We start from the raw sequence: 17603 nt of genomic DNA on the forward strand, positions 1-17603 counted from the left end.
AGTTGTAAGCCTTGTGTGTGCCGATCCCAAGCGCCCGCGCTGCCGTCGTGACGTTCACGGTCGGCGGCAGCGCGAGTAGTTCTTCCAGGGTCATCTGGCCGGCCCCGGAGTCCGTGGCTACAGAAGCGTCCTTCGTTGTCATTCCCGTTGTCGCGTTCTCCCCCGCGCCAACATGTCGCAAGGATACTCCAACACTGGAGTGTTGGGGCAAGATAGACATCGGTTCGACAAGGACCGGCACAGAAGATGCACATGTGAAAGCCACGAAGGGGAGATTCGTGTTCAACCCCAGCTATTACCGGCGCTGCGCATGCCAGGTGCCTGCCGTCAATGACGACGGCACTCCGAGACTCGACGCCAACGGCGACCCGACGCTGCGCATGCTCGGAGCGAGCTGCCCGAAGCTCTCGCGCAAAGGGCACGGCACCTGGTACTTCACCATGGAACTCGAAGCGGGCGAGGGCGGGGAGCGTCAGCGCGCGAGGCGAGGCGGATTCACCACAAAGGACAAGGCGGAGGCCAAGGCGGCCGAGGTCTACCGCGAGCTCATCGGCGGCGCCGACGTCCTCAGTAACGCCACCGTCGGGGAGGACCTGCACGCGTGGCTCAAACGAAAGAAGGGCCTGGCTCGTACGACTCGCCACGGCTACGAGGAGCACGTCAAGCTGTACCTCCAACCTCACCTCGGCCACATCAAGCGGCGGGACCTCAAGCTGCGCCACGTCGAGGCCATGTACGACGCGATCGAGCGGGAGAACGCCGAGCGGCTCATCCACCACGGCAAGGTCGTCGAGTTACAGGAGGCACGCGACGCCGCCTACACCGCTTGGATACGTGCTGCAGGCATGAAGGAGGAGCGCCGCGTCACGCGTCGTGCCTATCTCGACGCCAACGCTGCGCTCCGAGACGGCCGCAAGGGCAAACGGAAGATCATCAGCGCCTCGACGATGCACCGCATCAATGCCACCCTCAGCTCGTTCCTCGGCAGCGGGATCAAGCGGGGCGAATATCCGACCAACTTGGCCGCGCTCGTCGAGCTGCCGGCGGTCAAGCGGCCCAAGGCTCTGGTCTGGACCCCGGAGCGGGTCGAAGAGTGGAAGCGCACGGGGAAAAAGCCGAGTCCTGTCATGGTCTGGACGCCGGAACAGACTGGCGAGTTCCTCGACTTCATCTGTGACGACCGGCTCTCCGCCATGTGGCACGCGTTCATCTTCCGTGGCCCTCGACGCGGCGAGATGTGCGCCCTGGCCTGGCCGGAGGTGAGCCTGCCCAAGTCGTGGTTCCGCATCTCTGCACAGATCGTCGAGATCGCCTACCGGCAGTACGACGAGGCCCCAAAGCAGGACAGTGTGCGCACCGTCACGCTCGACTCTCAGACTCGCGAGATGTGGCGGAAGTGGCGGATCGCGCAGGACCAGGAACGCCAGCAGTGGTCCGGTGAGCAGGCCTGGGTCGAGACCAACCGGGTCTGGACCCACGAGAGCGGGCAACCCCTGCACCCGGACTGGATCAGCCGCCGGTTCAACCGGCTCGTCGAGCTTTCTGGGCTTCCCCCGATCCGCCTGCACGACACACGGCACCTGTCAGCAACACTGGCCCTGCTGGGCAAGGCGGACATCAAGGTCGTCCAAGAGCGGCTGGGGCACAGCTCCCGCCAGATCACCTCGGACACGTATACGAGCGTCCTGCCTCAGCTCATGACGGCCGAGGCGGAATCCACGAGTGCGGTCGTGCCCCGGTCCCAGAAGAAGGATCCGGAACGAGAAGCGCCCTCCAAGCCGGAGGACCAGGCGGAGGCCCCAGAGACCGGCCTGGAAGCCGACGACGATGGCCCAGATGAGGGATTGCGTCCCGCCGCGTGACCTTCGGCCTCAATCCGGCCTCAACGCCATGACAGCATGATCGAAAAGGGCCGCCAAGATCCCTCAACTCCCCCGACCCTCCAGCAAAGTTGCTGGTCAGATCGATTCTCCTCGCGTAGCGAGTGGTGGGGCGGGTGGGACTCGAACCCACGGCCGACGGATTATGAGTCCGCTGCTCTAACCGGCTGAGCTACCGCCCCATAACGGCGTGTCGCGTACACGTGTGCGCGCCGTCTGCCGCAGCATAGCCGCTCATACGATCTCCTGCTTCGGATGGTCGACTTCGCCCGGCGCCCACGTCCTTGAGGACCGCGCCGCGTCGCGCACGGTTCCGCCGGACATGAAAAAGGACCCCGACGGGGCCCTCGTTCACGGTGCTCTCCCGACTGGACTCGAACCAGTAACCTGCCGGTTAACAGCCGGCTGCTCTGCCAATTGAGCTACGGAAGACCGAAGCTCCCCCGACTGGACTCGAACCAGTAACCTGCCGGTTAACAGCCGGCTGCTCTGCCAATTGAGCTACGGAGGATTGCCTCGTTGCATCGAACGTAGCTCCCTGGGTATTCGCCAGGGGGCGGGCGCTCGCTGCGACACATACATTAGCGCAAGCAGGGGGGTGCTCCGCCAATCGGTTCCCCTCCGGCACCGACACCAGGCCTAGGACCTACGCAAGGGAAGGGTGACCGCCATGCGCTACCGGCTCACGTTCGTCGTCGGGCTCGCTCTGGGTTACGTGCTGGGCACAAAGGCCGGGCGCGAGCGCTACGAGCAGTTGAAGAAGTCCGCACGCCAGGTCTCGCAGAACCCCGCCGTCCGCAACACCGCCGAGTCCGCCGCACAGCAGGGCCGGCAGTTCGCGGGCAAGGCGTATCACGTGGTGAGCGACAAGGTCGGCGACCGGGTTCCCGACTCGGTGGCACAGCGGGTGCGGAGCCTGCGCGAGCGCAACGCGAACGGCTCCGGCGAGGACGACTGGGGCACCAGCAACACCTGAGGAATGCCCGGGGAACAGGTTCACCCCTGCGGCCCGGCAGCGACACCCCTCGCAGTGCGGCAGAATTTTGGCCATGGGGATAGTCGCCGGGTTGGACAGTTCGCCCGATTTCACTCGCATCGTCGTCTGCGACACGGACACCGGTGCCGTGCTCAGGCAGGGGTATGCGCCACATCCGGTGGAGAACGCCGAGGGTGGCGGCCGGCCTGCCGACGTCGATCCGCAGGCCTGGCTGCTGTCCCTCGGTGAAGCCGCCGGTGGCGGACTCCTGGAGGGCGTGCAGGCCATCGGCGTGTCCGCGCAGCAGAACGCGGTGGTGCCGCTGGACTCCCAGGGCAACACCGTGCGGCCCGCGATGGTCGGCGGGGACAGGCGGGCGCAGGTCGCGGCGGCCGATCTGGTCGACGCGCTCGGCGGTCGCGAGGCGTGGGCGCAGGCGGTGGGCTGTGTTCCGCAGGCCGCGCAGCCGGTGACCAAGCTGCGCTGGCTGAAGAGAACCGAGCCGGACAACGCCCGGCGCTCCGCCGTCCTCCTGCAGGCGCACGACTGGCTGGTGTGGCAGCTGCTCGGTCGGCCGGTGCGCAGGACCACCGACCGGGGCGGCGCCTCCGGGACCGGGTACTGGTCGGCGGCCACCGGCGGCTACCGGCCCGACCTGGTCGAGCTGGCGCTCGGCCACCAGGCGATGCTGCCCGAGGTGATCGGTCCCTCGGACGCCGCCGGTACGACGCCGGAGGGGCTGTTGATCTCCGCCGGGACCGGGGAGACCATGGCCGCCGCCTTCGGGCTGGGCCTGGGGTTCGGGGACGCCGTGGTGTCGCTCGGGGCCTCCGGATCCGTGATGGCCGTCCATCCCGAGGCGCTCGTCGACAACACCGGGATGATCACCTCCCTGGCCGACGCGACCGGCATGCACCTGCCCGTCGTCACCACCCTGAACGCCGTACGGACCCTGCGCGGGGCCGCCGAGATGCTCGGGCTGTCCGACCTGGAGAGCCTGTCGGATCTGGCGATGAAGTCGACTCCGGGGGCCCACGGGCTCGTACTCCTGCCCTATCTGGAGGGTGAGCGGACGCCGAGCCTGCCGCACGCCGCCGGGACGCTGTCGGGCCTCAGGCGCGAGTCGATGAAGCCGGAGCATCTGGCGCGGGCCGCGTTCGAGGGCATGCTGTGCGGGCTCGCGGACGCGCTCGACGTGCTGCGCGGCCGGGGCGTGGAGGTGCGGCGGATCTTCCTGCTCGGTCAGGCCGCCGAGCTGTCCGCCGTCCAGGCCGCGGCGCCGGCCCTGTTCGGGACGCAGGTCGTGGTGCCGCAGCCCGCGGACTACGCGGCGATCGGGGCCGCCCGGCAGGCCGCCTGGGCGCTCGGGGTGTCGCAGGGCACGCTCGATCCGCGCAACCCGCCGGCCTGGCAGGGCGCGGCCGCGCAGGTGCTGGACCCCGGTGAGGAGCTGGCGGTGGGTCAGGCGGTGCGGCAGCAGTTCGTGTCGGTGCGCGAGCAGACGCATCCGGGGGTCTTCCGGGCGTAGCGGAAGGTAAGAAACCGGTAGGAGGCGTCCCCGGAGAGCCGTACGAGCCACCGCGTCGGCTTAATTCGGTTGAGGTAACGCGGGTGGAGTGTCCGACGATAGGGGCCAGGGGCAACCAATCCAATCGCCGCCCCACCGCCGACTCCGAGAGACACAGCGTGCTCATACGACTTCTGCGGACCTATCTCAGGCCCTACAGGAAACCCATCGCTCTGCTGGTGCTGCTGCAGTTCCTGCAGACCTGCGCCACCCTCTACCTGCCCACGCTGAACGCGGACATCATCGACGACGGCGTCGTGAAGGGCGACACCGGCTACATCCTGTCCTTCGGCGCCGTGATGATCGGCATATCGCTAGTACAGGTCGTGTGCAACATCGGTGCCGTGTACTACGGCGCCCGGACCGCCTCGGCGCTGGGACGCGACATCCGGGCCGCGGTCTTCGACCGTGTGCAGTCCTTCTCGGCTCGCGAGCTCGGCCAGTTCGGCGCGCCCTCGCTGATCACCCGTACGACCAATGACGTCCAGCAGGTCCAGATGCTGGCCCTGATGACGTTCACACTGATGGTGTCGGCGCCCATCATGTGCGTGGGCGGGATCGTGCTGGCGCTCGGGCTGGACGTGCCGCTGTCCGGGGTGCTGGTCGCGGTCGTACCGGTGATGGGCATCAGTGTGACGCTGATCATCCGCAGGCTGCGCCCGCTGTTCCGGTCCATGCAGGTGCGTCTGGACACGGTGAACCGGGTGCTTCGGGAGCAGATCACCGGCAACCGGGTCATCCGCGCGTTCGTGCGGGACGAGTACGAGCAGCAGCGCTTCCGGAAGGCCAACACCGACCTGACCGACATGTCGATGGGCACCGGCAACCTGCTGGCGCTGATGTTCCCCATCGTGATGACGGTGGTGAACCTGTCGTCGATCGCCGTGGTGTGGTTCGGCGCGCACCGCATCGACAGCGGCGCCATGCAGATCGGCGATCTGACCGCGTTCCTCGCCTATCTGATGCAGATCGTGATGTCCGTGATGATGGCCACCTTCATGTTCATGATGGTGCCGCGCGCGGAGGTGTGTGCGGAGCGCATCGAGGAGGTCCTGGACACCTCCTCCAGCGTCGTCCCGCCGACCGCCCCGGTGCGTGAGCTGCGCCGGCACGGCCATCTGGAGATCCGCGGCGCGGGCTTCCACTACCCGGGTGCCGAGGAGCCGGTGCTCAGGTCGATCGACCTGGTGGCGCTGCCCGGTGAGACGACCGCCGTGATCGGCTCGACCGGCAGCGGGAAGTCCACGCTGCTGGGGCTGGTGCCGAGGCTGTTCGACGCGACCGCCGGGGAGGTGCTCGTCGACGGCGTGAGCGTGGCGGCCATCGAACCGCGGCTGCTGGCGAGGACGGTCGGCATGGTGCCGCAGAAGCCGTACCTGTTCGCCGGCACGGTGGCCACGAACCTGCGCTACGGCCATCCTGACGCCACCGACGAGGAACTGTGGCACGCCCTGGAGGTGGCGCAGGCCAAGAGCTTCGTCGAGCGGCTGGAGGGCGGGCTCGACGCGCCGATCGCGCAGGGCGGGACCAATGTCTCCGGTGGTCAGCGGCAGCGGCTCGCGATCGCCCGCACCCTGGTGCAACGGCCGGAGATCTACCTCTTCGACGACTCCTTCTCCGCGCTCGACTACGCCACCGACGCGGCCCTGCGCGCGGCTCTCTCCCAGGAGACCGCCGAGGCGACCGTGGTGATCGTCGCCCAGCGCGTGGCCACCATCCGGGACGCCGACCGGATCGTCGTCCTCGACGAGGGCCGGGTCGTCGGCACCGGCACGCACCACGAACTGATGGCGGACAACGAGACCTATCGGGAGATCGTGCTCTCCCAGCTGACGGAAGCGGAGGCTGCCTGATGGCGGGGCCGGCGGGGCGGATGATGGCCGGGACGGGTCCCGACCAGCGTTCGATGGATTTCAAGGGGTCGGGGAAACGGCTCATCGGGCAGTTCAAGCCCGAACGGCTGACGATCTACGCGCTGCTGTTCTGCGTGGTGGTGAGCGTGGGCCTGTCGGTGGTGGGGCCGAAGATCCTCGGCAACGCCACGGACCTGGTCTTCTCGGGCATCATCGGGCGGCAGATGCCGGCCGGGGCCACCAAGGAGGAGGTCCTTCGGTCCATGCGGGAGCGGGGTGACGGCTCCGTCGCGGACATGCTCCGCAGCACGGACTTCACCCCCGGCAAGGGCATCGACTTCGGTGCCGTCGGCGAGGTGCTGCTGCTCGCGCTGATCGTGTTCGTCATCGCCGGTCTGCTGATGGCGGGTGCCACCCGGCTGGTGAACCGGGCGGTCAACCGGACGATGTACCGGATGCGCGAGGACGTGCAGACGAAGCTGTCGCGGCTGCCGCTGTCGTACTTCGACAAGCGGCAGCGCGGTGAGGTGCTCAGCCGGGCCACCAACGACATCGACAACATCGGGCAGACGCTCCAGCAGTCGATGGGCCAGCTGATCAACTCGGTGCTCACCATCATCGGCGTGCTGGTGATGATGTTCTGGGTGTCGTGGCTGCTGGCGCTCGTCGCGCTGGTCACCGTGCCGCTGTCGTTCTTCGTCGCCACCAGGGTGGGAAAGCGGTCGCAGCCGCACTTCGTGCAGCAGTGGCGCACCACCGGGAAGCTCAACGCGCACGTCGAGGAGATGTACACCGGGCACAACCTGGTGAAGGTGTTCGGGCGGCAGGACGAGTCGGCCGCGCTGTTCGCCGAGCAGAACGACGCGCTGTACGAGGCCGGGTTCAGGGCGCAGTTCAACAGCGGGGTCATGCAGCCGCTGATGATGTTCGTGTCCAACCTGAACTACGTGCTGGTCGCGGTCGTCGGCGGGCTGCGGGTCGCTTCCGGCACGCTGTCCATCGGTGACGTGCAGGCCTTCATCCAGTACTCGCGGCAGTTCTCGATGCCGCTGACGCAGGTGGCTTCGATGGCGAACCTGGTGCAGTCGGGTGTCGCCTCGGCCGAGCGGATCTTCGAACTCCTGGACGCGGAGGAGCAGGAGGCGGATCCGGTGCCGGGCGTGCGGCCGGAGGAACTGCGCGGGCGGGTGGCGCTGGAGCATGTGTCGTTCCGGTACGCCCCCGAGAAGCCGCTCATCGAGGATCTCTCGCTCACGGTCGAGCCCGGCCACACGGTCGCGATCGTGGGACCGACGGGAGCGGGCAAGACCACCCTGGTCAACCTGCTGATGCGGTTCTACGACGTCTCCGGCGGGCGTATCACCCTCGACGGCGTCGACATCGCGAGGATGTCCCGGGACGAACTGCGTGCCGGGATCGGCATGGTGCTCCAGGACACCTGGCTGTTCGGCGGCACGATCGCCGAGAACATCGCGTACGGCGCCTCGCGGGAGGTCACCCGCGGGGAGATCGAGGAGGCGGCGCGGGCGGCCCACGCGGACCGGTTCGTGCGGACGCTGCCCGACGGCTACGACACCGTCATCGACGACGAGGGCAGCGGGGTCAGCGCCGGTGAGAAGCAGCTCATCACCATCGCGCGGGCGTTCCTGTCCGACCCGGTGATCCTGGTCCTCGACGAGGCGACGAGTTCCGTCGACACCCGCACCGAGGTGCTGATCCAGAAGGCGATGGCGAAACTCGCGCACGGGCGTACGTCGTTCGTGATCGCGCACCGGCTGTCGACGATCCGGGACGCGGACACGATCCTGGTGATGGAGAACGGGGCGATCGTCGAGCAGGGCACGCACACGGATCTGCTGGCGGCCGACGGGGCGTACGCCCGGTTGTACAAGGCGCAGTTCGCGCAGGCGGTGGCCGAGGTGGACTAGCCGCTCAGCCGCTCCGCGGGGAGAGCCACGATGGCCCGTCAGTCGTCTGCCCGTCAGTCGTCTACCGGTCCGTCGTGGCTGGTCGCGCCCACCCCTAGGGGTTCGGAGCTGCTGGCGGAGTAGTAGGCAGGAGTGAGTTTGGGTGAGTGTGGGTGAGTGCCGGGGCCGGATGTGTGGGTCCGGTCGTCCGCGGTGCGCTGGGGGTGTTCTCTGCTGCCAAGGGGTGTTCTGAGCTCGCCCTTCTGAGGGGAACGGGAGTTCTTGGGTCGAATGGGTGACCTTTGCGGGTAGTGGTCGTTGACTGCGGTGACGGGGTCTTCGCATCGCGGTCGGGGGTGTACGGGTGGGTGGGCTGCGGGAGTTGGCGGCGTCGTTCGTGGTGCCCGGTCCGGCTGGGGTGGCGATCAGGGACCGGCTGCGGGTGAGCGGGGCGGACGCGGCGGTACTTGCCGGGGTGGGGGTGTTCCTGGGTTCGCTGGCGGCCGGGGATCTCGCAGTACGTTCCCGGCAGGGGCTGGCGCATGATGCGGCCTCGTGGGCGGTGCGTAAGCGGGAGTTGACGGGGAGGTCGTCGGCGCGTTGGGCGGGCAGTATCACCAAGGCCACGCATGACCAGTGGGCGCTGGCGAGGCGTGGGCAGGCCGCCCACATGGCCTGGCTGCGGCGGCAGATCGCGTCGGTGGAGGCGCGGCTGGGCCGGCCGCTGGGCGCCAAGGCGGACAAGCGGGCCGGGCTGGTGCGCGGGTATGCCTCGCGTGGTGAGTGGCATGCCAAGTCCCGCCGCCTGCACACCCTGGAGGACCGCCTCGCGAGGGTGGAGGCGGACTGGGTAGCGGGCCGGGTGCACGTGGTGCGCGGCGGCAAACGCCTCGCCTCCGCCCGCCACCATCTCGAGGCGGCCGGGCTGGACGAAGCGAAGTGGCGGGAGCGCTGGCGGGCGGAGCGGATGTTCCTGTCGGCCGACGGGGAGTCCGGCAAGCGGTTCGGCAACGAGACCATCCGTATCACCGACGCCGGGCAGGTCTCCATCAAGCTCCCCGCTCCGCTGGCCCATCTGGCCAACGCGCCGCACGGCCGCTATCTGCTGGATGCGACCGTACGGTTCCGGCACCGAGGTGAGGAGTGGCGTGACCGGATCACCGCGAACCGGGCGGTCGCCTACCGCATCCACCACGATGTGGCACGCGGGCGCTGGTATGTGACCGCCTCGTGGCAGCGTGCCGCCGCACCGGTGCTGCCGCTTGAGGCGGCGCTGGCGCGGGGGGTGGTGGGGGTGGACATGAACGACGACCACCTCGCCTGCTGGCGCCTGGATGTGCACGGCAACCCGGTCGGCGAGCCGCAGCGGTTCTTCTACGACCTGACCGGCACCGCCGCGCACCGGGACGCGCAGATCCGGCACGCCCTGACCCGGCTGCTCCACTACACGCGCCGCACCGGGGCAGCCGCGATCGCCATCGAAGACCTCGACTTCCGCGAGGGCACAAGCCGCGAGAAGCACGGCCGCAACAAACGCTTCCGCCGCCTGCTCTCCCGCTTCCCCACCGCGAAACTGAAAGCCCGGCTGATCTCGATGGCCGCCGAACAGGACATCGCCGTCGTAGCGGTCGACCCCGCCTACACGAGCCGGTGGGGTGCCCAGCACTGGCAGAAACCACTGACCACACCGACTCGCAAGACGTCCCGGCACGATGCGGCGAGCATCGCGGTCGGGCGACGCGCCCTCGGACACACGATCAGGCTGGGGGCACCTCCCAGGCCCTTAAGGCACTGGGGGAGGACGGCACCGCCCCACGACGACCAGAGTGATCGTCGTGGGCATCGGACCGCCCAGGCCCGACCGGACACCCGGCGGCGTGAGGAAACCCGCCCCCACATCCCCGGACCGCGCACCCGATGCGCGCCGCCCGGCCGTGGAGCGAAAGCGGGCGACCAGGGTGCCCACCACCGTTCGGGACACCCGGCTGAGCACAAGTCCTGGCAACAGGACTCACTCCCGCTCAGTCTTCAGGAACGCTTTCAGTCGAGGTATCCCCGCAGTTGATCCGCGAAGGCATGGTCCCGGAGCTTGTTCAGCGTCTTCGACTCGATCTGCCGGATGCGCTCCCGGGTCACGCCGAAGATGCGGCCGATCTCCTCCAGCGTGCGCGGGCGGCCGTCCGCCAGGCCGTAGCGGAGTTGGACGACCTTGCGCTCGCGTTCGCCGAGGGTGGAGAGGACCGCCTCCAGGTGTTCGCGGAGCAGCAGGAAGGCCGCCGACTCGACCGGGCTGGCCGCGTCGCCGTCCTCGATGAGGTCACCGAGGGCGACCTCGTCCTCCTCGCCGACCGGGGCGTGCAGCGAGACCGGTTCCTGGGCCAGCCGCAGGACCTCGCTGACGCGTTCCGGCGCCAGGTCGAGGTGATGGGCGACTTCTTCCGGCGTCGGTTCGTAGCCCCGCTCCTGGAGCATCCGGCGCTGGACGCGGATCACCCGGTTGATCAGCTCGACCACATGGACCGGGACGCGAATGGTGCGGGCCTGGTCGGCGAGAGCCCTGGACATGGCCTGGCGGATCCACCAGGTGGCGTACGTGGAGAACTTGTAGCCGCGGGCGTAGTCGAACTTCTCGACCGCCCGGATCAGGCCCAGGTTGCCCTCCTGGACCAGGTCGAGCATGGTCAGGCCGCGGCCGACGTACCGTTTGGCGACCGAGACGACCAGCCGCAGGTTCGCCTCGATCAGGCGGCGTTTGGCCATCCGGCCCAGGACGACGAGCCGGTCCAGGTCGAGGGCGAGCCGGCTGTCCAGGTCGGGTGCGGTGCTGAGTTTCTCCTCGGCGAACAGGCCGGCCTCGACCCGGCGGGCGAGGTCGACCTCTTCGGCCGCGGTGAGCAGCGGGATGCGTCCGATCTCCCGCAGGTACTGGCGGAACAGGTCCGAGGAGGGCCCGCTGGTGTCGGGCTTGGCGCGGGTCGGTTCGGGTGGTTCGACGGGTTCCGGCTCGGGGGCCTCGGCGGTCTCGACCACGTCCGGGGGTGGTTCCTCCAGCTCGGCCGGGGTCTCCGGCTCCGCCTCGGGGTGGTGCACGGCACGGCTCTGCGCCGGGACCGCGGCGAGTACGTCGGTCTCCGGATCCGGTTCCGTGTCGTCCGTCCCGATGTCGGTCTGGGTGAGGGTCTGGGTCTGCACGGGGGCGACCTCCAGGATGATCGCTGCTGAGGTGTGCGGCAGCGGTACTTCGGGGGCGGAGTCGACGGCCTCGCCGCTGTCCGTCCCGTACGCGTTGAGCGGAACCGCGGGGGTGTGGGATCCGCTGGGGACGGATCGGCCGCGCTCCGAGGACTCAGGCACCGGAACCCAGTGTGGAGTACGACACATCACCGCCACGAGGGGCGTGCGGTGACTTTTTGAGTCCGGCCCGTGACCGCGTGGTGATCCCGCCCGAGCGGTGTCCTCAGAGCGCGCCGGCTCCGTGCTCGCGTAGTGCCTGGTCGTACTGCTGGAGCACCCACAACTCGTTCTGTACGGCGGCCGACTGGGCCGGATCGCCGCCCGCGGCCAGCCGGGCCATCTGGGACTGGACGTCCCGGATCCGGCGCTCCACGGCGCGACGGCGGACCGTGACCAGCACCATGCCCGCGTACACCTCGTCGACCGTGCGCCGCATGATGGGCTCGACGGCCAGCTCGGTGACCATCGCGCGCACGGCGTCGTCCGGGGCGGTCTCGCGGACCCGGACGAGGTACTCCTGGGGGTCCTGTACGCCGAGTTCGGCGCTGCCCGCTTCCATGATCGCCGTGCGTACCGCCGCGTAGGGCGCGGCGGTGAACTCGTCGATGCCGTAGGCGTCGAACGCCGGTGAGACCAGGTCCGGACGCTGGAGGGCGAGTTTGAGCAGTTCGCGCTCGGTGGCGTAGACCGGGTTGCGCAGGTTCAGGGCCGCGCCGTAGGGGGCTTGACGCGGGGCGGCGTCGTACTGCTGCTGCCCCGGGCCGCGCGCCGGCGCCGGGCCCCGGCCGCCCCGGTCGCGGGCCCAACGGGCCAGCTGGGCCACCCGCTTGACCACGAACTGGGTGTCGAGGATGCCGAGCATGCCGGCCAGCTGGACGGCGACCTCGTGCTGGGCGCCGGTGTTCTTGATGCGGGCGACGATGGGCGCGGCCTCGTCCAGCGCGGCGGCCCGGCCGGCCGGTGTGTCCAGGTCGTAGCGGACGACGATCTGGCGCAGCGCGAACTCGAAGAGCGGGGTGCGGGGTTCCACCAGGTCGGCGACCGCCTCGTCGCCCTTGGCGAGGCGGAGCTCGCAGGGGTCCATGTTGTCGGGGGCGATCGCGATGTACGTCTCGGCGGCGAACTTCTGGTCGTCCTCGAAGGCGCGCAGGGCGGCCTTCTGGCCGGCCGCGTCGCCGTCGAAGGTGAAGATCACGCGGGCCGAGCCGTTGTCCATCAGGAGCCGGCGGAGGATCTTGATGTGGTCGCCGCCGAAGGCGGTGCCGCAGGTCGCGATCGCTGTGGTCACTCCCGCCAGGTGGCAGGCCATGACGTCGGTGTAGCCCTCGACCACGACCGCGCGGCTGCTCTTGGCGATGTCCTTCTTCGCCAGGTCGATGCCGTACAGCACCTGGGACTTCTTGTAGATCGCGGTGTCGGGCGTGTTGAGGTATTTGGGGCCGTTGTCCGCCTCGTACAGCTTCCGCGCGCCGAACCCGACGACCTCGCCGCCGATGTCGCGGATCGGCCACATCAGCCGGCCGCGGAAGCGGTCGATGGGGCCGCGTCGGCCCTCCTGGGCGAGGCCGGAGAGCAGGAGCTCCTTGTCGGTGAAGCCCTTGCCGCGCAGGTGGCGGATGAGATGGTCCCAGCCCTGGGGGCTGTAGCCCACGGAGAAGTGTTCCGCGGCGCCCTGGTCGAAGCCGCGCTCGGCGAGGAACTTGCGGCCGGTGTCCGCCTCGGGGCTGGTGGCCAGCTGTTCCGTGTACCACTGGGCGGCGGCCTTGTGGGCCTCGACCAGGCGGATCCGCTCACCGCGCTGGTGGGCGGGGTTGTACCCGCCCTCCTCGTAGCGCAGGGTGATGCCGGCCTGGGCGGCGAGGCGCTCGACGGCCTCGGAGAAGGAGAGGTGGTCGACCTTCATCACGAACGTGATGGTGTCGCCGCCCTCCTGGCAGCCGAAGCAGTGGAAGAACCCCTTGCTGGGGCTGACCTGGAAGGACGGCGACTTCTCGTCGTGGAAGGGGCACAGCCCCTTGAGGTTTCCGCCGCCCGCGTTGCGCAGCTGGAGGTACTCGGACACCACGGCGTCGATCGGGACCGCGTCCCGTACCGCCTTCACGTCCTCGTCGTTGATCCGTCCAGCCACGCGGTGATTCTACGGGGCAGAACTGACACTCCTGGGGCGAGGTGACCGACCCCCCGGCCGGGGGTCCGGCCCGCCGCGCAGCGGCAATGGGATGGAGCGCCCCCGGGGAATCGCAGCACGGGGACGGTGTGACAGTCGATCGCCGCGTGGGTTCACGGGATCAGACGCTCCAGCGGGACGTGCGGGTCGGCCAGCGCCTCGGTGTCCACCTGTGCCTTGGAGCGGATCAGCTGCTGGATCGGCTCTGTGACGTCCCACACGTTCACGTTCATCCCGGCCAGCACCCGGTTCTCCTTGACCCAGAACGCGATGAACTCACGCTTTCCCGCGTCTCCCCGGATCACCACTTCGTCGTAGGACCCCGGGGGCGCCCAGCCGGAGTACTCCATGCCCATGTCGTACTGGTCGGAGAAGAAATAGGGCACCCGGTCGTAGGTGACGTCCCGGCCGAGCATCGCGCGGGCCGCCGCCGGGCCGCCGTTGAGGGCGTTCGCCCAGTGCTCGACGCGCAGCCGGGTGTCGAAGAGGGAGTGGTGGAACGACGCCACGTCACCGGCCGCGTAGATGTGGGGGTCGGAGGTGCGCAGTCGGGTGTCGACGGCGATGCCGCCGCCGTCGGCTCGGTCGGCCAGCTCCAGCCCCGCCCCCTCCGCGAGGGCGGTGCGCGGGGCCGCGCCGACCGCCGCGAGGACGTCGTGGGCGGGGTGCTCCTCGCCGTCGTCGGTGCGGACGGCCAGCACCATGCCGTCCTGGCCGACGATCTCGGTGAGCTGGGCGCCGAAGTGGAAGCGGACGCCGTGCTCGCGGTGCAGTTGGGCGAAGAGGTTGCCGAGCTCGGGTCCGAGGACGCCGTGCAGCGGGGTCGCCGCGGGTTCGACGACGGTGACCTCGGCGCCGTACTCGCGGGCCGCCGCCGCGACCTCCATGCCGATCCAGCCGGCGCCCGCGATCACGAGGTGGCCGTTGTCCCGGCCCAGGGCCGCCAGGAGGCCCTTGAGGCGTTCGGCGTGGGCGAGACGGCGCAGGTGGTGGACGCCCGCGAGGTCGGTGCCCGGAACGTCCAGACGGCGGGGCTCGGCGCCGGTGGCCAGGAGCAGCTTGTCGTAGCGCACGAGCGTGCCGTCCTCGCCGAAGCGGACCGTCCTGGCCGTCCGGTCGATGGCATCCACGGTCTGCCCGAGGTGCAGTTCGATGTCGTTGCGCGCGTACCAGGCCGGTTCGTGTACGAAGACGCTGTCGCGTTCCTCCTTGCCCAGCAGATAGCCCTTGGACAGCGGCGGGCGCTCGTACGGGTGGTCGCGTTCGTCGCAGATCAGTATCACGCGGCCGGTGAAGCCCTCCGTTCGGAGCGTCTCGGCCGCCTTCGCGCCGGCCAGTCCGCCTCCGACGATGACGAATGTCTGATCCGCGTCGACCACGTGATGCCTCCTCGTAAGCGTGCCGCCACATGCGAGCGTCCCGCACGGAGTGTGATGCGGGAAGAGGGAGTGGCCCGATCAGGCCACGGAGGGTCACATTCGGGCACGCGTCATGTCACCCCTGTCGCTTCAGCATCACAGATGCCCGGTCAGACGGGCGTGAAGCGAACGCGCGGACGCGTCGGTGAGGGAGGCGATCTGATCGACGATCACCCGCTTGCCCGCGCGGTCGTCCGCCGCCTGGTCGAACAGGGCCCGGAACTGCGGGTCGAGGCCGTCGGGGGCGCGGGCGGTGAGCGCCTCGGCGAGCTCGGCGACCACGATCCGCTGGTCGGCCCGGAGCCGCTCCTGTTCGGCGCGCTGCATGACGTACCGGTCGGCGACCGCCTTGAGGACCGCGCACTCCAGGCGGGTCTCGCGCGGCACGACGAGTTCGGCGCCGTATCTCGTCAGCCGGCCGGTCCCTCCCCCAGTGCCTGAACGGCCTGGGCGGTGCCCCCACGCGGCGCGGGTGGCGGTCTCGGCGGCGAGGCAGAAGCGGCCGATGAGCTGGCTGGTGGCGTCCTTGAGGCGGGCCTGGGCGACGGCCGAGCCGTCGTAGCCGGACGGCCACCACTCCTGGTCCTGGAGCCGATCCAGGGCGGCCGCGAGTTCGGCGGGGTCGGTGTCCGCGGCGACGTACCGGCCGACGGCGACCGCGAAGACCTCCCGGCGTTCCGGTTCGGCGCGCAGGCAGTCGGGGTCGAAGTGGCCGGCGTGCAGGCCGTCCTCGACGTCGTGCACGGAGTACGCCACGTCGTCCGCCCAGTCCATGACCTGGGCCTCGAAGGTGGTACGGGTGCCGGGGGCGCCCTCGCGGACCCAGTCGAACACCGGGCGGTCGTCCTCGTAGACACCGAACTTCGGGGACTCGGGGTCGGTGGGGTGGGCGCCTCGGGGCCAGGGGTACTTGGTGGCGGCGTCCAGGGCGGCGCGGGTGAGGTTGAGGCCGACGGAGCCCTCGGCGACGAAGCGTTTGGGTTCGATGCGGGTGAGGAGTCTCAGCGACTGGGCGTTGCCCTCGAAACCGCCGCAGTCGTCGGCGAATTCGTTGAGGGCCTGTTCGCCGTTGTGGCCGAACGGGGGGTGGCCCAAGTCGTGGGAGAGGCAGGCCGCTTCGACCAGGTCGGGGTCGCAGCCGAGGGCCGCGCCCAGTTCCCGGCCCACCTGGGCGCACTCCAGGGAGTGGGTGAGACGGGTGCGGGGGCTGGCGTCCCAGGCGTGGTTCTGGGTCCCCGGTGTGACCACCTGGGTCTTGCCGGCGAGTCTTCTGAGGGCGGAAGAGTGCAGGATGCGGGCCCGGTCGCGTTGGAAGGCGGTACGGCCCGGTCGTTTGTCCGGCTCCGCGGCCCAGCGGGCGACTGACATCAGGTCGTAGCCGGGGGGCGGGGTGTGGGGCTCGTGTGCGGGGTCGGTGTCTGCGGTGCCTGTGCCTTCCATGGATCGACAGTAAGTGCAGGTGGTGACATTCGGGGGCTGTCCCGCGCCCCTTGGGGACGTCAGCCTCCCCGGCGTTTCACGTCAGGGATGTCAGCACCGGCGTTTTCAGGCCGACGCCAGCGCCGGTTCCGTCATGGCCGGTGCTGCCAGGGACTGGTCGTAGCGGTGGAGGAGGAGGCGGGCGAGCGCGGGGTGGGTGCCGAGGGGGGCCGAGGCGATCCAGGGGGCCTTGTCCGCGCACTGGGTCGAGAAGAGGCCGGGGGCCGTGAAGTAGGAGGCCACGGCCACCCGGTGGCGGCCTCGGGCGGCGAGCGCTCGGACGGCCGTCTCGATGGTGGGCTTGGCCGCCGAGGCGTAGGCGGGGATCACCGGGACGCCCAGGCGTTCGGCGAGGAGGTGGGCCGTGCGGCCCGTGTCGACCGCCGCGTCGGGGTCGCGGGAGCCGGCCGCCGCGAGGACCACCGCGCTGGTGCGACGGGTCGCCTCGTCCATGCGGGTGCGCCAGCCGGCCTCGACGAGGCGCTCGTGCAGGGCCTCCACGAGCAGCGGGTGCGGGCCGAGCGGCGCGGCCACGCGGGTGCGGGCCCGGGTGGCGGCGGCCATCTCGGGGATGTCCCGCTTGACGTGGTAGCCGCGACTGAGGAGCAGCGGTACGAGGACGGCGTCGCCGCTGCCCAGGGAGGCGAGCGTGTCGGGGAGCAGGGGCGCGTTCAGCTCGATGTGGCCGAGATGCACGCGCAGGCCGGGGCGCAGCTCGCGGACCAGGTCGAGGAGCGTGTGGACCGTGCTCAGGGTGCGCGGGTCACGGCTGCCGTGGGCCACGACGACGAGCGCGGGCGGCTCGGGGCGCCGCCGGCCGTCGAGCGAGACAAGGCCGAGCTGGGTGGCGAGCTGGCTGCTGATCCGGTTCATGATGTGCGCCGTACTGTCGAGGGTCGTGGACACGTCGCGAAGATCTTCCGACTTGCGCATCGCCGTCATGCACCGATGGTGACGGCGGGAGGTTGCCTTCCCATTGCACAGGAATGACGGGTGTTTTCCGGCGGTTCACGGTGGGGTGCTGGGGGTCTGTGAGGATCCCTGACCTGCGGTTTCGACGTCCGAAGTGAAGCTGGTCACATGGCGTCCGGCGAACCGGAGGGCCTTGGCGGTCGTCTCTGA

The 17603-nt window shown here is 69.9% G+C and carries 11 protein-coding genes and 3 tRNA genes; 6 read left to right on the forward strand and 8 right to left on the reverse strand.

Annotation, left to right across the window (positions count from 1 at the left end; all coding sequences use genetic code 11):
* The first annotated feature begins 47 nt into the window (after nt 1-47).
* Nucleotides 48-1862: a tyrosine-type recombinase/integrase gene (locus OHA64_RS15970; protein ID WP_405613459.1), complete on the forward strand. Its 1815-nt coding sequence runs from the start codon at nt 48-50 to the stop codon at nt 1860-1862.
* Nucleotides 1863-1985: 123 nt separating this feature from the next.
* Here the strand turns inward: OHA64_RS15970 and OHA64_RS15975 are convergent.
* The 3 genes from OHA64_RS15975 to OHA64_RS15985 form a co-directional block, all read right to left on the reverse strand.
* Nucleotides 1986-2062, reverse strand: a tRNA-Ile gene (locus tag OHA64_RS15975).
* A 177-nt stretch (nt 2063-2239) separates the two neighbouring features.
* Nucleotides 2240-2312: transfer RNA gene (locus OHA64_RS15980), tRNA-Asn, on the reverse strand.
* Nucleotides 2313-2318: 6 nt separating this feature from the next.
* Nucleotides 2319-2391: transfer RNA gene (locus OHA64_RS15985), tRNA-Asn, on the reverse strand.
* Nucleotides 2392-2550: 159 nt separating this feature from the next.
* On the opposite strand from OHA64_RS15985, the gene OHA64_RS15990 reads away from it, so the two are divergent.
* From OHA64_RS15990 to OHA64_RS16010, 5 genes are all read left to right on the forward strand, one after another.
* Nucleotides 2551-2856, forward strand: coding sequence for a YtxH domain-containing protein (locus tag OHA64_RS15990; protein WP_405613461.1), 306 nt, complete (start codon nt 2551-2553; stop codon nt 2854-2856).
* 73 nt (nt 2857-2929) lie between these two features.
* Nucleotides 2930-4384 (forward strand): FGGY-family carbohydrate kinase, encoded by a 1455-nt coding sequence (locus OHA64_RS15995; protein WP_405613463.1) that lies wholly within the window; start codon nt 2930-2932, stop codon nt 4382-4384.
* Between the two features lie 158 nt (nt 4385-4542).
* On the forward strand, nt 4543-6276 hold the full coding sequence (locus OHA64_RS16000; RefSeq protein ID WP_405613465.1) for an ABC transporter ATP-binding protein: 1734 nt from the start codon (nt 4543-4545) through the stop codon (nt 6274-6276).
* Nucleotides 6276-8204 (forward strand): ABC transporter ATP-binding protein, encoded by a 1929-nt coding sequence (locus OHA64_RS16005; protein WP_405613467.1) that lies wholly within the window; start codon nt 6276-6278, stop codon nt 8202-8204. The genes OHA64_RS16000 and OHA64_RS16005 overlap by 1 nt, the downstream gene beginning before the upstream one ends.
* Nucleotides 8205-8547: 343 nt before the next feature.
* On the forward strand, nt 8548-10248 hold the full coding sequence (locus OHA64_RS16010) for an IS200/IS605 family accessory protein TnpB-related protein (RefSeq protein ID WP_405613469.1): 1701 nt from the start codon (nt 8548-8550) through the stop codon (nt 10246-10248).
* Here OHA64_RS16010 and OHA64_RS16015 read toward each other — a convergent pair.
* The 5 genes from OHA64_RS16015 to OHA64_RS16035 form a co-directional block, all read right to left on the reverse strand.
* Nucleotides 10224-11537, reverse strand: coding sequence for an RNA polymerase sigma factor (locus tag OHA64_RS16015; protein WP_405613471.1), 1314 nt, complete (start codon nt 11535-11537; stop codon nt 10224-10226). The two genes, OHA64_RS16010 and OHA64_RS16015, sit on opposite strands and share 25 nt — an antisense overlap.
* Nucleotides 11538-11640: 103 nt before the next feature.
* Nucleotides 11641-13545, reverse strand: a complete 1905-nt coding sequence (gene dnaG / locus OHA64_RS16020) for a DNA primase (RefSeq protein WP_405613473.1) — start codon at nt 13543-13545, stop codon at nt 11641-11643.
* A 152-nt stretch (nt 13546-13697) separates the two neighbouring features.
* Nucleotides 13698-14963 (reverse strand): NAD(P)/FAD-dependent oxidoreductase, encoded by a 1266-nt coding sequence (locus tag OHA64_RS16025; protein ID WP_405613475.1) that lies wholly within the window; start codon nt 14961-14963, stop codon nt 13698-13700.
* Nucleotides 14964-15098: 135 nt separating this feature from the next.
* Nucleotides 15099-16442: a deoxyguanosinetriphosphate triphosphohydrolase gene (locus OHA64_RS16030; protein WP_405613477.1), complete on the reverse strand. Its 1344-nt coding sequence runs from the start codon at nt 16440-16442 to the stop codon at nt 15099-15101.
* A 105-nt stretch (nt 16443-16547) separates the two neighbouring features.
* Nucleotides 16548-17414, reverse strand: coding sequence for a sirohydrochlorin chelatase (locus OHA64_RS16035; protein WP_405623993.1), 867 nt, complete (start codon nt 17412-17414; stop codon nt 16548-16550).
* Between the last annotated feature and the right edge of the window lie 189 nt (nt 17415-17603).

It is taken from the genome of Streptomyces sp. NBC_00076 (genome assembly GCF_045041235.1).
Taxonomy (GTDB): Bacteria; Actinomycetota; Actinomycetes; order Streptomycetales; family Streptomycetaceae; genus Streptomyces.